Source organism: Planctomycetia bacterium (assembly GCA_021413845.1).
Taxonomy (GTDB): Bacteria; Planctomycetota; Planctomycetia; order Pirellulales; family PNKZ01; genus PNKZ01.
This window is the reverse complement of sequence record JAIOPP010000086.1, coordinates 1-12395: the sequence shown is the minus strand read 5'-3', so window position 1 is coordinate 12395 and position 12395 is coordinate 1. Positions and strand designations below refer to the sequence as shown.

The 12395-nt window shown below is 58.7% G+C and carries 14 protein-coding genes; 8 read left to right on the top strand and 6 right to left on the bottom strand.

The window, feature by feature from the left end; translation table 11 throughout:
* The 3 genes from K8U03_15955 to K8U03_15945 form a co-directional block, all read right to left on the bottom strand.
* The coding region (locus K8U03_15955; GenBank protein MCE9606390.1) for a hypothetical protein at positions 1-281 on the bottom strand (281 nt) is incomplete at its 3' end.
* A 22-nt stretch (positions 282-303) separates the two neighbouring features.
* Positions 304-501 carry a cold shock domain-containing protein gene (locus K8U03_15950; protein MCE9606389.1) on the bottom strand — a complete coding sequence of 66 codons (198 nt, stop codon included), beginning with the start codon at positions 499-501 and terminating at the stop codon, positions 304-306.
* Positions 502-632: 131 nt separating this feature from the next.
* Complete coding sequence (locus K8U03_15945) at positions 633-2489, bottom strand: heavy metal translocating P-type ATPase (protein MCE9606388.1); 1857 nt, start codon at positions 2487-2489, stop codon at positions 633-635.
* A gap of 113 nt (positions 2490-2602) precedes the next feature.
* Here K8U03_15945 and K8U03_15940 point away from each other — a divergent pair, with 113 nt between their 5' ends.
* The gene (locus tag K8U03_15940) at positions 2603-3853 is read left to right on the top strand and encodes a hypothetical protein (protein ID MCE9606387.1); all 1251 of its coding nucleotides are present in this window, start codon (positions 2603-2605) and stop codon (positions 3851-3853) included.
* A 38-nt stretch (positions 3854-3891) separates the two neighbouring features.
* Here the strand turns inward: K8U03_15940 and K8U03_15935 are convergent, their stop codons facing one another.
* Positions 3892-4107, bottom strand: a complete 216-nt coding sequence (locus tag K8U03_15935; protein ID MCE9606386.1) for a hypothetical protein — start codon at positions 4105-4107, stop codon at positions 3892-3894.
* A 266-nt stretch (positions 4108-4373) separates the two neighbouring features.
* Complete coding sequence (locus K8U03_15930) at positions 4374-5768, bottom strand: sigma-54 dependent transcriptional regulator (GenBank protein MCE9606385.1); 1395 nt, start codon at positions 5766-5768, stop codon at positions 4374-4376.
* A 391-nt stretch (positions 5769-6159) separates the two neighbouring features.
* On the opposite strand from K8U03_15930, the gene K8U03_15925 reads away from it, so the two are divergent.
* The 6 genes from K8U03_15925 to K8U03_15900 all read left to right on the top strand — a co-directional run bounded on the left by K8U03_15925 (position 6160) and on the right by K8U03_15900 (position 10456).
* Positions 6160-6621, top strand: a complete 462-nt coding sequence (locus K8U03_15925) for a universal stress protein (GenBank protein ID MCE9606384.1) — start codon at positions 6160-6162, stop codon at positions 6619-6621.
* Positions 6618-7091: a hemerythrin domain-containing protein gene (locus tag K8U03_15920; protein ID MCE9606383.1), complete on the top strand. Its 474-nt coding sequence runs from the start codon at positions 6618-6620 to the stop codon at positions 7089-7091. The genes K8U03_15925 and K8U03_15920 overlap by 4 nt, the downstream gene beginning before the upstream one ends.
* Before the next feature lie 66 nt (positions 7092-7157).
* Entirely contained in the window at positions 7158-7586 is a 429-nt protein-coding gene (locus K8U03_15915; protein ID MCE9606382.1) for a hypothetical protein, read from the top strand.
* Positions 7587-7653: 67 nt separating this feature from the next.
* A complete protein-coding gene (locus tag K8U03_15910; GenBank protein ID MCE9606381.1) occupies positions 7654-8115 on the top strand; it encodes a hypothetical protein in 462 nt (153 codons plus the stop codon).
* An 83-nt stretch (positions 8116-8198) separates the two neighbouring features.
* A complete protein-coding gene (locus K8U03_15905; GenBank protein MCE9606380.1) occupies positions 8199-9239 on the top strand; it encodes a zinc-dependent alcohol dehydrogenase family protein in 1041 nt (346 codons plus the stop codon).
* A gap of 119 nt (positions 9240-9358) precedes the next feature.
* Positions 9359-10456: a site-2 protease family protein gene (locus tag K8U03_15900; GenBank protein MCE9606379.1), complete on the top strand. Its 1098-nt coding sequence runs from the start codon at positions 9359-9361 to the stop codon at positions 10454-10456.
* 34 nt (positions 10457-10490) lie between these two features.
* On the opposite strand, the gene K8U03_15895 is transcribed toward K8U03_15900, so the two are convergent.
* Positions 10491-10793, bottom strand: a complete 303-nt coding sequence (locus K8U03_15895) for a DUF4404 family protein (GenBank protein ID MCE9606378.1) — start codon at positions 10791-10793, stop codon at positions 10491-10493.
* Positions 10794-11533: 740 nt separating this feature from the next.
* Between K8U03_15895 and K8U03_15890 the strand changes: the two genes are divergently transcribed.
* A complete protein-coding gene (locus K8U03_15890) occupies positions 11534-11941 on the top strand; it encodes a hypothetical protein (GenBank protein MCE9606377.1) in 408 nt (135 codons plus the stop codon).
* Positions 11942-12395: the final 454 nt, after the last annotated feature.

The window sequence follows — 12395 nt, the reverse complement described above, 5'->3', positions numbered from 1 at the left end:
GGAGCATTAGTTTTCGGTAGGGACCGGTCCAACCAATTGCGTAGCCGACCGTAGAACTGCCCCGACGATTCGCCTTCGAATCGTTTGCATTCGCCGAAAAGTTTGAGGCGGTGTTGGAGGTCCGTGCCTCCGGCAGGCGTTTTTTTCAGCGACTGGACGAACATCTCCAATTGAGTGAGCTTGTCCTCGCCCCGCTCTTCAACACCCATCGCCGCTTGTCGGCTCTTGACTTGAAGCAAGGCTTCGCTGCCTTCACGATTCGCTTTTCGGCTGCGGTCCATACTAATCTCCTTCACTTCGCATCTACACCACTTTGACGTTCTCGGCACACGGCCCCTTCGGACCACGGCCTTCGGTGTACGAGACCTTTTGTCCTTCCCGCAAATCGTCGAACTCGACGCCTTGAAGGGCTTTGGAATGGAAAAAGAGGTCTTTTTCCGTCGCCGTCTTGATGAATCCAAATCCTTTGTCCGTCAACTTCTTAATCGTGCCTTCGGCCATGACTGATTTCCCGATTGAATACTTAGATTACGCCGGACGGCAAACGTTTGCCGTTGTGACGATGCGGTGGTAATTCTAGCCGGGCGTGGTGCTGTGACGCAAAGAGATCGGCGAAGCTTCGGGTGAATTAGTCAACGCCTCATATCCGTTGCGGAGGAGCTCGGGATTATCGACGTGCGCATCGCGTTGAGTACTGCCGCCAAATCGATCAATTCCTGCACGATCGCTCCGGTCACCGGCGGAAGATAACCCAGCGCGGCCAATCCCATTCCTAAGACGCTCAACGCCATTCCCCCGATCGCACTCTGCAGCGCGATCTTTTTCAGCCGGATCGAGATATGGAGCAGTTCATCGACTTTGGTCATCGAGGTTTCGAGGATCACGGCTCCCGCGGCTTCCGTCAGCACGTCGTTTCCCCCGCCGATCGCGATTCCGACCGTGGCGGCCGTTAGGGCCGGGGCGTCGTTGATGCCGTCGCCGAGAAAGATCGTCGGGGCGAGCGCCGTTTCGCGACGTACTAACTCCAGCTTTTGCTCGGGCGACTGACCGGAAAACACTTCGCGGATCCCGACGAGTTCGGCGAGGTAGTTCACTTCCGAAGCGCGATCGCCCGAAACGAGGAGCACGCGATCGAGATGATGGCGCGGCCTCAGATGCGAAACGAAATCTTTGCTTTCGCTGCGTGGAAGATCGCGGAAGCGAAGCGTCGCGGTGTAGCGATCGTCGACCACGACGATGCATTCCATACCCGGCGCGATCGGCGGCAACAGCTCGGCCTGATTCGGATAAGTTTTCGCCACGAACTTCCGGCTCGTGATCAAGATCCTCCGGTTCCCGATCTTGCCGCTCATCCCGGCGCCGGGCGGTTCGCTGACCTCGGAGGCAGCGCTCAGCACTAAGTGATCTTTTTCGGCCGCCGTCAGCACGGCCGTGGCCAAGGGGTGTTTCGAGTATCGCTCTAGGCCCGCCACATCGGCGAGCACGACTTGTCGATCGAAGCCCGGCGCCGGAAGAACTTCGATCAAGTCGGGCCTCCCGTAGGTGAGCGTGCCCGTTTTATCGAAGATCGCCGTGCGGCAGGTATCGATCTTTTCCAAAATGGCCGGATCGCGAACGATGATTCCGCGCTTGGCGGCGAGCGAGATCGCGCCGATGATCGCCACCGGAATCGCAATCAAGAGCGGGCATGGCGTAGCAACCACGAGTACCGCAAGAAATCGGCGCGCGTCGCCGCTGAGCCACCAAGCCAGCACGGCGATTACCACGGCCACCGGCGTATAGATCGCACCGAGTTGGTCGCCGAGGCGCCGGAGTCGGGGGCGCCGCTGCTCCGATTCGCGCATGACTTGCATGATCTTGGCATAGCGCGATTCGATCGCCGGGCGATCCGCTCGAATCGTCAGCGCCGAGTCGCCGTTGATGGCACCCGACAGGACCGTGGTACCTGGGGCCTTCGAGACTCGATACGGTTCGCCGGTGAGATACGATTCGTCCATGGAGCCGTGTCCTTCGACGACAGTGGCGTCGACCGGGCAGGATTCATGCGGCAGAACGACGAGCAACTCGCCGACCGCGACTTGCTCTAGAGGAACGTCTTCGAATCTTCCTTCGATCTTACGATGTGCGATTTTCGGCATTCGCTTGGCTAAGGCTTCCAAGACCGACGAGGCGCGCCGAACGGCATAGGCTTCCACCGCTTCGCCCCCGGCAAGCATCAGCACGACGAAGCTCCCCGCGAGATACTCTTCGAGCAACACCGAGGTGACGATCGAGATTCCGGCGAGCAGATCCGAGCCGAATTCTCGGCGCAAGAGCTTCTTCAGCAGTTCGAAAACGAGCGGCACACCGCCGGCGATGAGCACGAAGAACAGCGGCCAAGCCACACGGTTCATGTGTTCCGGTGCAAGAATCGGCGTCCATCGCAAGAGTGCATGCGAAGCGAGACCGAGTACTGCGAGAACGGCGATCGATGCGGATTTATCGGGCATCGATTCGATAGCTCCCTTCGATTGAGTTATAACTTCTTGACTCTTACTTTTTCCGCGAGCGTCTCGCCGCAATCATCCACCACCCGACCGCTGCTTTCATTCTCGGAAGAGTCATGGCCGATAACCCATCGCTAGTACCGCGGAACTCCCGCAGCGAACGAGGCAACGACGCCGAGAAGCTTGCCGAGCGATTAGCCTATCTCGACCTCGGCACCGAGGATCAAGCTCGTCTTCGTGAACTCGCACCGGAGTTCGAGAAGTTTACCACCGAGTTGGTCGAAGTGTTTTATCGGCATCTCTTGTCCTTCCCGGATTCCGCGCGGTTTCTCGCCGATCCCAAACTTGTCGAGCGTTTGAAGCACGCCCAACTCGAACACTTCGTTTCCTTGCTTCAAGCCGAATGGAATTCGGAGTACGTCGAGCGGCGACTCCTCGTCGGTCAAACTCATGCCGCCGTCGGGATCGATCCGGAGCTCTTTCTCGGCGCGTACAGTCAATTTCTGCAACAGTCGTTTCAGCGATATCTGTCAGCCGATGGGGCGATCATACCGCCGCAAGTCGAGGGTCTGTTATCGCTGTTGAAGGTCGTGTTCCTTGATCTCGGCCTGACGCTCGAAGCCTATTTCACGCGTGCCACGCAGACGATGCAGCAAGCGCTCGAGATGTATTGGAAGGCGAACATCGAACTCCGCCAGTTCGCGCATCTTGCCTCGCACGATCTCAAGACTCCGCTCGCGACCGTCGCGAACTTCTGCGACGAAGCACTCGACGAGTTCGGCGAGCAGATGCCGGCCGAAGCGAAGCAACTCATTGAGTCGGCCCGACGTCGAACGTTCGGCATGAGCAAGATGATCGACGAATTGCTTTCAGTGACGACCTCTTTCGATCTAGAGAAAACGTTGCACGAAGTTTCCAGCCAAGCGGCCTTGGCTGAAGCAGTCGAACGACTCCGCCCGGCTATGCAAGGCAAACAGATCGATTTGGACCTTCCCAAGATGATGCCCGTGGTTTGGGGGGATGCGGTTCGCTTGCGTGAGTCGTTCTACAACCTCCTCTCGAATGCCATCAAATACATCGAACGAGTTCCCGGCCGCATCCACGTAGAAACGAGAACTCATGCCGACGGCTTCGAGTTCATTATTTCCGACAACGGGCCGGGCATTCCGCGCGAAGATCTGGAAATGATCTTCGCCCCGTTTCGACGCTCCATGCAACACCGTAGCCAGCCCGGCTCCGGCCTCGGCCTCTACTTCACGAAGACGATGATCGAACATCAAGAAGGCCGCGTTTGGGCGGAGTCGATCCTCGGCCAAGGGAGTTCGTTTCATATCGTTCTTCGAGCGCCACCGGCCGGAGATGTCTAATCCGCCGGGCGGCTAAGTCGCCGGCAAGCGGACCGGCTTCAACCGCAAATGAGCACGGTTCCTAGCATTGCGAGCGTCCCGAGGGCAACGGCTGCAAAGATAATCGCCGAGACGATGCGGAGTGCGAGCGCATCGTCTTCGTGCATTTCAGGCCCGTCGCGCCACGATGCGGTCTTGAGCGTCGCGGCAGGCCGCTTCACGGTTGCCGGAATCGGAGCGACGGTAGCGTCGCCATGAAACGTGATGCTGGACATGGTTGAGTTCCCTCTCGTGAAGAATCGTGGAGCGAATCGAGTCGTACCTGAGACTCGCGACGATTCAGTCAACGCAACCACGATGCCGTGCCGGACGAGGCTCTTGCGATTTCGTTCGTCGCGCTATCGGAGTGCCTCAACGGCAACGACTTAGGGCGCGATTCTCGCCTGATCTTGCAACTGCCTTGGCGAGAGACGGCGTACGGCAAGCGCGCCGGATCGGGCCAAGTGTGTCACCATGTCACGCGCCCGCGCGCTGCGATGCCCTACGACGTCTGCCCGCTCGCAACGGTCGGCGAGCCGTCGGCGGAGAGCCCGTAACGTTCCAATAGGCGATAGAGGCTCCGACGGTTGACGCCGAGTGCTCGGGCGGCCCGGGCCTTATTGCCTCGCTCACGTCGCAGAACCTCGACGACGTGCGTACGCTCCACCGAAGCCAAGGAAGAATCGGCTGAATCGAGGGCCAAGCCGGCCGCGCGTGGCGGCATAGCTGCAGCCGGCTCTGGCCCTTGAACGACATCGCGAGGAAGATCCTTGAGGCGCACGACGCGGTCGTCGGCAAGGATCTTGGCTCGATCGATCGCATTGATGAGCTGCCGGATATTACCCGGCCACGAGTAGCGCTCGATCGCTGCCAAGGCTTCGGGCTCGATCTGCCAATCATTGCCGAGGAACTTTCGGACCAAGAGCGTAACGTCGCCGTTACGCTCGCGCAGCGGCGGCAACCGCAGCGACATGACGTTGATCCGGTAGTACAAATCCTCGCGGAACCGACCGGCCTTCACCTCGGCAGCCATGTCTCGATTCGTCGCCGCCACGATGCGCACGTCGACGCGTCGTTCTTTCACCGAGCCGATGCGTCGCATCGAGCCGTCTTCGAATACGCGGAGCAGCTTAGGCTGCAGCGAGCCCGGCGTCTCGCCGATTTCATCGATGAACAGCGTTCCGCCGTCGGCCATTTCGAAGAGGCCGGGTTTACTGGCGATGGCACCGGTAAACGAACCCTTCTCGTGCCCGAACAGTTCGCTTTCCAACAATGTCTCGGCCAGCGCGGCGCAATTGATCACGACCAACGGCTTATCGGCACGCAAACTATGACGATGCAACGCGCGAGCGACCAACTCTTTGCCGGTGCCGCTTTCCCCCTCGACGAGAATCGCTTTGTCGGTCGGCCCTGCGCGTTCGATGAGATGATAGACCTCGCGGATCGCCGGAGAATTTCCGATCATGTCGGGAGTCGCCTGCCCCCGAGCCAAGACCTGCTTGAGCTGAGTGTTTTCCTTAGTGAGTCGTCTCCGTGCCGCGGCCCGTTCGATCACGACTTCCAGATCGGCTAACGGGCAAGGTTTCATCAGATAGTCGAATGCCCCAAGCTTCATGCTGCGTACGGCCGTCTCGACGGTTCCCTGCCCGGTGAGCAACACGACCTCACAGTCGGGCTGGATCGCTTTGAGCTTTTCCGTCAGGTCGACGCCGGACATTCCGGGCATCACCATGTCGAGCAATGCCACATCGAATTCGCGGCGCTGTGCCGCTTCAAGCGCAGCCTCGCCGTTCGAAGCTTCTTGAATCCGGTAGCCGCGGCGACCGAGCCGCCGCACGACCGTGCTCCGGTATTCGTCATCGTCGTCGACGATCAATAAGTCGACGGTCTGCGGCATTTGAGTTTCATTCATGGAGAATCAAAGTCTTCCGTTGAGGGAGTTCGGCCCAAGCGCCGGGTATACGCAGTGATTTCGACTTCCGGCAACGACAAAGCAACCGCTATGCCACAGGGGCAACCAAACGAAATCACTCCATTCCGCTGATTCGACGCAACGGAAGTGTGCATCCCGCGGCTCGCAGCGTGCGGAACCGCGCTGCATGTGCGTAAACGCCCATCTGAGCAATCTCGACCGGATCGGGTCCGCAATGCTCATCATCGCTCGGTTTTCCGGCTCGTAGGTATCGGTTTTGCCAAAAACGACGCGGCCGGAGCTCGATCGGCATCTGATTCGCAAAAGGGATCAATCGCAACCAGCGAAGTCTCTTCCGAATTGCCGAGACCTATTCATGAAAACTCGCAAGATTCTTTTCCCCACGGATTTCTCAAGCAAGGGCGATGCCGCTTTGGAATATGCGGCGGACCTAGCCCGCGAACGGCACGCCTTACTCGTTATCGTGCATGTGCAGGAGCCGCCGGCGATGTATGGCGACGGCCTGTACTACTACGGCGATCCGGAGCCCGACGCGGAGATGCTGCGGAAAATGCTCATGGCCGTAAAGCCGCGAGATCCGGCCGTCCCCTGTCAGTACCGTTTCGCGCCGGGCCTACCGGCTTCGGCGATTCTAAGCGTGGCGAAAGAGGAAGACGTCGATCTCATCGTGATGAGCAGCCACGGGCGGACCGGTCTAGGCCGACTCTTAATGGGCAGCGTCGCGGAAGAAGTGATGCGCGAAGCCGAATGCCCGGTCATGGTGGTGAAGCCGACCTCGAAGACCGAAGCGGCCGTCGTTGCGGGGTGCAAATCATGAACAACGGCTACCACGTCCACGAGGTTAACCCGTACTACACGCAAGCCGTGAGCGAGCACCGTGAGTTGCACACGGCGATCGAAAGAATTCACCGCATCTTGGACGAGACGCGCGAAGTCGATGCATCGACCGCGCGGATTGCGGAATTGACGGAGTTCGTTTCCGCGCTGCGCGATCGCCTGGCTCGTCATTTCGAGCAAGAAGAGAACGGCGGCTACTTGGAAGAGGCGATCGTGCGCGTACCGCAAATCGCGCCGCAGGCAGCGATTCTCCAACGACAACACGGCGAATTTCTTGCGGCCGCCGATGAGATGCTCGACCACGCTCGTGCGGCCGACGCCGCGCCGCTCGTCTGGGCGAATCTGAAGGCCGACTACGCACTCTTCGCGAAGCGACTCAACGCACATGAAGCTGCGGAGAATTCTCTGCTATCGCGAGCCTTCAACGAAGACTCGGGTCTCGACGTTTGATTCAACCGCATCGTGTCTCTCGATTTCACCGAATATGCCCTTTCCCCTTAGTCGAAGGAACAAGTCATGAAACGCCGAATTCTGTTCGCCGTCGCTTTCGCCGCCCTCGGGCTCTCCGTCACGTCGGGTCACACCGCAGACCCGAACAAGGTCGCGCCGTTTATGCGGCTCAAGCTCGCACATTCGGAGAAGCTTCTCGAAGGGATCGCGCTGGCCGACTTCCAGTTGATCGAAAAGAGCGCGCAGGATCTCAGCATTCAAAGCCGTGACGAAATGTGGCAAGTGTTGCAGACTGCGGACTACCTGCAACACAGCATCGAATTCCGTCGTGCCGCCGATCGGGTCGCGGCGGCCGCGAAGAAGAAGAACATCGATGCGGCGGCGTTCGCCTACGTCGGCCTCACGATGCAATGCGTCAATTGCCACAAACACGTCCGCGACGTCCGTACGGCCGGTCTGGACGTGCCGGCTCCGATCCACTTGGGGCAACGATAGTGAGCGAACGATGGTTGCGGGCACGAATTAAAACAATTTTCGGTCGTCAGTTTCGAAGGAGCCTGTCATGGCTACGAATGCAGGTATTTGGGTCGATTCCGAGCATGCGGTGATCGTTTACTTGAACGATCCGGAACGCAAGATCGTGAAACTCGACGCGTCTCCCGCCGTCAAAGTCGATCCCAAGAAGGGGACGGCGAAGCCGGCATATACGAAGAACGACCTCGTCGCCGAGGCCCGATTGGAACGAAAGTCGATGGCGGTACGCACGAACTTCTATCGGGAGTTGGAAAAGCAGTTAAGGAACGTCCGCCGGCTGCTGATTCTCGGTCCGAGCACGGCGAAGAAGGAGTTTGCGAAGTTTCTCGACACCAAACGATCCGCACCGGCAGTCGCTAAAGTCCAAGCCGGCGACAAGCTGACCGATCGACAACTTCGAGCGCTCGTCGAAGCTTACTTCGATGCCGGAAAGACGAAGAAATCGCTGCCGCGAAGGAAGCGATCGAAAGTACGCGCATCGCTCGCATAAGCCCCTAATCGTGTCTGCGTGTCGAGTCGTGGCATGCCACATCGGAAACTTTCCTTCATTTAACAAGAGTTCGAGATTTTCCGATGAAGGCTTTGATTTATCGCCGTAACGGCGAGATCGGGTTTGGAGAAAGGCCCCGACCGTCGCTTCAATCAGCGACCGACGCAATCGTTCGGCTCACGAAGACGACGATCTGCGGGACCGATCTGCATATCATCAAAGGGGACGTTCCGACGGTCTCGGAAGGCCGAATCCTGGGGCACGAAGGAATCGGCGTCGTCGAAAACATCGGCACCGGAGTGTCGACCGTGAGTGTCGGCGACCGCGTGCTCGTTTCCTGCATCACCTCATGCGGCAGATGCTCGAACTGCAAGAGGGGAATGTATTCGCATTGCTCCGACGGCGGTTGGTTGCTCGGGAACCGGATCGACGGGACGCAAGCGGAGTTCGTGCGGATTCCGCATGCCGACGGCAGCCTACATCGCGTTCCCGACGGATGCGACGAGGAAGCCGTCGTGATGCTGAGCGACATTCTGCCGACGAGCTACGAATGCGGTGTGCTGAACGGCCGAGTGCAGCCGGGCGATTCGGTCGTGATCGTCGGCGGTGGGCCGATCGGACTCGCCACGCTGTTGACGGCGCAGTTTTATTCGCCTGCAACGATCGTCGTCGTCGATGTCGACGACAACCGGCTGGAAGTCGCTCGGCGACTGGGGGCGAGCGCGACGGTCAACGGCGGCGACGCGGCTGCCGTCGAGAAGATCATGAGTCTCACAGACGGCGTCGGTTTCGACGTGGTCGTCGAAGCGGTGGGAATCCCGGCGAGTTTCGATCTTTGCCAAACCATCGTCGCAGCGGGAGGACGCATCGCCAACATCGGCGTACACGGCAAGCCGGTCCAATTGAACCTAGACAAACTTTGGTCGCAGAACATCACGCTGACGACTCGTCTCGTCGACACCGTGACGACGCCACTGCTACTGAAGACGATTACCACCGGCAAGCTCCGACCGCAACAATTGATCACCCATCGCTATGCGCTGAACGATATCGTGAAAGCCTACGAGACCTTCGGAAACGCGAAAACGACTCATGCACTCAAGGTGATCGTCTCGAATGAGTAGGTGATTTCGACCGACATCACTCGTCCGCGAACAGGTCACCGGCGGCATGGCTATTGCTTCTAGAGCCGAGAGGACTTCGTATCGAATGTTCATCCCCACCGACCACGGACGACAATGCGATGAAATGGTCTTGGAAAATCGGAGAAGTGAGAGGCATCGCCGTCTACGTGCATGCCACGTTCTTCATTCTGTTGGCATTCGCATTTCTCAGCGATTGGTCGGAACGGCAAGGTCTTGTCTCGGCGTTGGAAGGAGTGGGGTTCGTACTCGCGATCTTCGGCTGCATCGTCCTGCACGAGCTCGGGCATGCCCTGACCGCGGCTCGATTCGGCATTAGGACTCGCGATATCACGCTGCTGCCGATCGGCGGGGTCGCACGCATGGAGCGAATTCCCGAGAATCCTCGTCAAGAATTGTGGGTCGCACTGGCCGGTCCGGCGGTGAATATGGTCATCGCCGCGGTCGTGTTCGTCGGATTGCAGCTCACGCGCTCCTATATTCCGATGGAGCAGCTGCCGCCGAACGAAGTTCCTTTTTGGCAAAGGCTCTTGGTCGTAAACGTTTTTCTGGGGCTCTTCAATCTCTTGCCCGCGTTTCCCATGGATGGCGGGCGGGTGTTGCGAGCCTTACTTGCCACACGACTCGACTACGCGCGTGCGACGCAGATCGCGGCCTCGGTCGGACAATCGTTAGCGTTGCTGTTCGCATTGGTCGGACTCCTAGCGAACCCGATTCTGCTGTTCGTTGCGCTTTTCGTTTGGATCGGTGCCCCCCAGGAAGCCGGTGAGGTCCGGATGAAGTCGTCGCTCAACGGAATCTCCGTTGCGAAGGCCATGCTTACCGACTTTCAAAGCCTTGCTCCGCAAGATTCGATCCATCGCGCGATTCAGTTGATCCTTGCCGGCTCGCAGCACGACTTTCCCGTCATCGATAACGCTCGGGTCGTCGGCGTGTTGACTCGCAGCGATCTCCTGAGGTCGCTCGCTCGGGCCGGTAGCGAGGGAACGATTGAAACGGCGATGCAACGAACGTTTTCGACCGCCGATGCCGATGAGCCGCTCACCGTCGCAATCGAGCGCTTTCAAACCCGCGACTGCCCGACGATGCCTGTGCTTCGCAAAGCAGCGCTCGTCGGTCTACTCACGTTGGAGAATGTCGGGGAGTTGGTGATGATTCGAGAAGCTTTGGAGAATGCGCTGCAAACCGCTCGAGCGTGAGCGCGCGGCGAGTCGTAGAATCGCGAGATCCGACTCAGACTCCCAAGCGGCTCAACGCGTCGGCTAAATTCCCGACCAGTCCGCAAAGCACCGGATGGGTCGCTTCGACGGACCGTTCGAGGTCTCTCAAGCGCTCGATCGGTGACGGGAGTGTCTGTTCGGTCCGGGTTTTCACCGTCGCGGACTTCGACGACGAGGCTTGGTTCGCAAGTCGCTCGTCTAAATCGGCCAGCAGTTGCAATAGTTCGCGGCGCACGTCCGCGTTGAGTTCCGCCGTTGTCAGGTGCCGGCGACATGCCTCGACTCGATCGTGTAAGGTCTCGGTTTCGTTGGACATCGTTCGTTTCTCCATGCGGTTCGGGCGACGTGCGCGTTCTGAAAGGTGAATACCGTCGTTTACTCGGGATGCTTAAAGAGCTCCGGACATCGGTCCTCATAATCTTTGAACACGCTCATCCGATCAAGTTGCTGCTTCAGCTCGAACGCCTTCGCGCGATCCTTAATAGCCTGCATGAGCATAGCGCGAACGTCGGCGAAATCTCCCAACACGGCCCAACGATGATATCGAGCGACCGAGTCGACTCGCAGCGAAAAGCAATCGCCGTACCGCAACTCGTTGTCGGCAGGAGATACGCACCTCCATGTACGATTCGCTCCCTCAAAGACTCGATTGCACTACGTCGACCGCTCCAGACGACAACGACGGGTGTGCGATACGGCGCGCTTTCGGCGAAGAGATGCTCTCAATCGCACAGGCCCGCCCTTTAAGGACCGGGGCGACTGACCTCCACGGGATCGATTCTTCGCCGTGGCAATGAGTTTTTCATGTCGAAACCGAGGGCATGTCGTTTGCATTAATAGCGGCGCAATGGTTCTGAAAAACGATGTCCCGACGATGCGTAAATATCGCATATCGTTCCCGATCATCGGAGAGTCGCCGAGCAGCTCGGGATCGAGGCTTCGGAATCCGATTACGGAAAGCTGTGAACGATCGGCAAGATCGTGAGATACTCACGGCACGGGGATCGCGAAGCGGACGAACGTGTCGGCCCATATCACATAAGAGGAATTAAAGTCATGAAGATCGTCGCATTCTCTCTGGCAGGCCTCCTGATCGCAGGGATTCTGATCGACTCTCTGAGCACGCGAGCCGCCGATCCGAGTCGCGAAGAGAAACGTGACGCGATTCTCATGCGAGCCAAGCTCGCCGCTTCTCAACAGACGCTGGAAGGTTTGATGTACGGTGACTTCGATTTAATCGATCGCGGCGCACGGCAGCTCCGCGACATCGACGAATGGCACACCACGAAACGTGATGCCGTCTACGACCACTACAGCGCCGAGTTTCATCGCCTCTCGGAGAAACTCGTGCATCTCGCTAAGGAAAAGAACGCGGACGGAGCTCTCTACACTTATCAACATTTGACGTCGACTTGCGTCACTTGCCACGAATACGTTCGCGACGTTAAGCCGGCAGCGAAATAACTTCGGAGAGACCAGGAATCGGTCGTACGTCGTCTCCTGCCCGAAATACGGCACCGCCTGAGAAGCCTGACACGCCGAATCGCAACGATCGGAATGATGCGAGTCCGATCGCATTCGAATACGGTCGTCGTCGACTCCAGTGCTCCACGAGTCACTCCTATTCTGCTTGCCGGCGTCCGGTAATCGCTCGAAACCATACGTTCGCGTTCCAATTCGCCGATCACGGCAAAATGTGCTCTGCGTCATGACCGACTTGCCGAATCGAATGTGCGAGGAACGTTAGTTCGAACAGATTAAACTCTCCGCCGATGTCGCAGCTCCTTGCCGTGGATGCGGTTTACGTGTCGACTGAAGATTACCGACACGGTTGCTTATTCTCGCGATCCTCCGACACCCGGCTTCAGACCGACTTTGTCGATTGGATTCGAATCCGGCGACGAAGCCGTCTCGCCGG

Bases quoted from the DNA above. Each gene is read 5' to 3' on its own strand.
- K8U03_15950 (MCE9606389.1), bottom strand. From the start codon at position 501: ATGGCCGAAGGCACGATTAAGAAGTTGACGGACAAAGGATTTGGATTC.
- K8U03_15920 (MCE9606383.1), top strand. From the start codon at position 6,618: ATGAACAACGGCTACCACGTCCACGAGGTTAACCCGTACTACACGCAA.
- K8U03_15910 (MCE9606381.1), top strand. From the start codon at position 7,654: ATGGCTACGAATGCAGGTATTTGGGTCGATTCCGAGCATGCGGTGATC.
- K8U03_15925 (MCE9606384.1), top strand. From the start codon at position 6,160: ATGAAAACTCGCAAGATTCTTTTCCCCACGGATTTCTCAAGCAAGGGC.
- K8U03_15900 (MCE9606379.1), top strand. From the start codon at position 9,359: ATGAAATGGTCTTGGAAAATCGGAGAAGTGAGAGGCATCGCCGTCTAC.
- K8U03_15930 (MCE9606385.1), bottom strand. From the start codon at position 5,768: ATGCCGCAGACCGTCGACTTATTGATCGTCGACGACGATGACGAATAC.
- K8U03_15895 (MCE9606378.1), bottom strand. From the start codon at position 10,793: ATGTCCAACGAAACCGAGACCTTACACGATCGAGTCGAGGCATGTCGC.
- K8U03_15890 (MCE9606377.1), top strand. From the start codon at position 11,534: ATGAAGATCGTCGCATTCTCTCTGGCAGGCCTCCTGATCGCAGGGATT.
- K8U03_15935 (MCE9606386.1), bottom strand. From the start codon at position 4,107: ATGTCCAGCATCACGTTTCATGGCGACGCTACCGTCGCTCCGATTCCG.
- K8U03_15940 (MCE9606387.1), top strand. From the start codon at position 2,603: ATGGCCGATAACCCATCGCTAGTACCGCGGAACTCCCGCAGCGAACGA.
- K8U03_15915 (MCE9606382.1), top strand. From the start codon at position 7,158: ATGAAACGCCGAATTCTGTTCGCCGTCGCTTTCGCCGCCCTCGGGCTC.
- K8U03_15905 (MCE9606380.1), top strand. From the start codon at position 8,199: ATGAAGGCTTTGATTTATCGCCGTAACGGCGAGATCGGGTTTGGAGAA.
- K8U03_15945 (MCE9606388.1), bottom strand. From the start codon at position 2,489: ATGCCCGATAAATCCGCATCGATCGCCGTTCTCGCAGTACTCGGTCTC.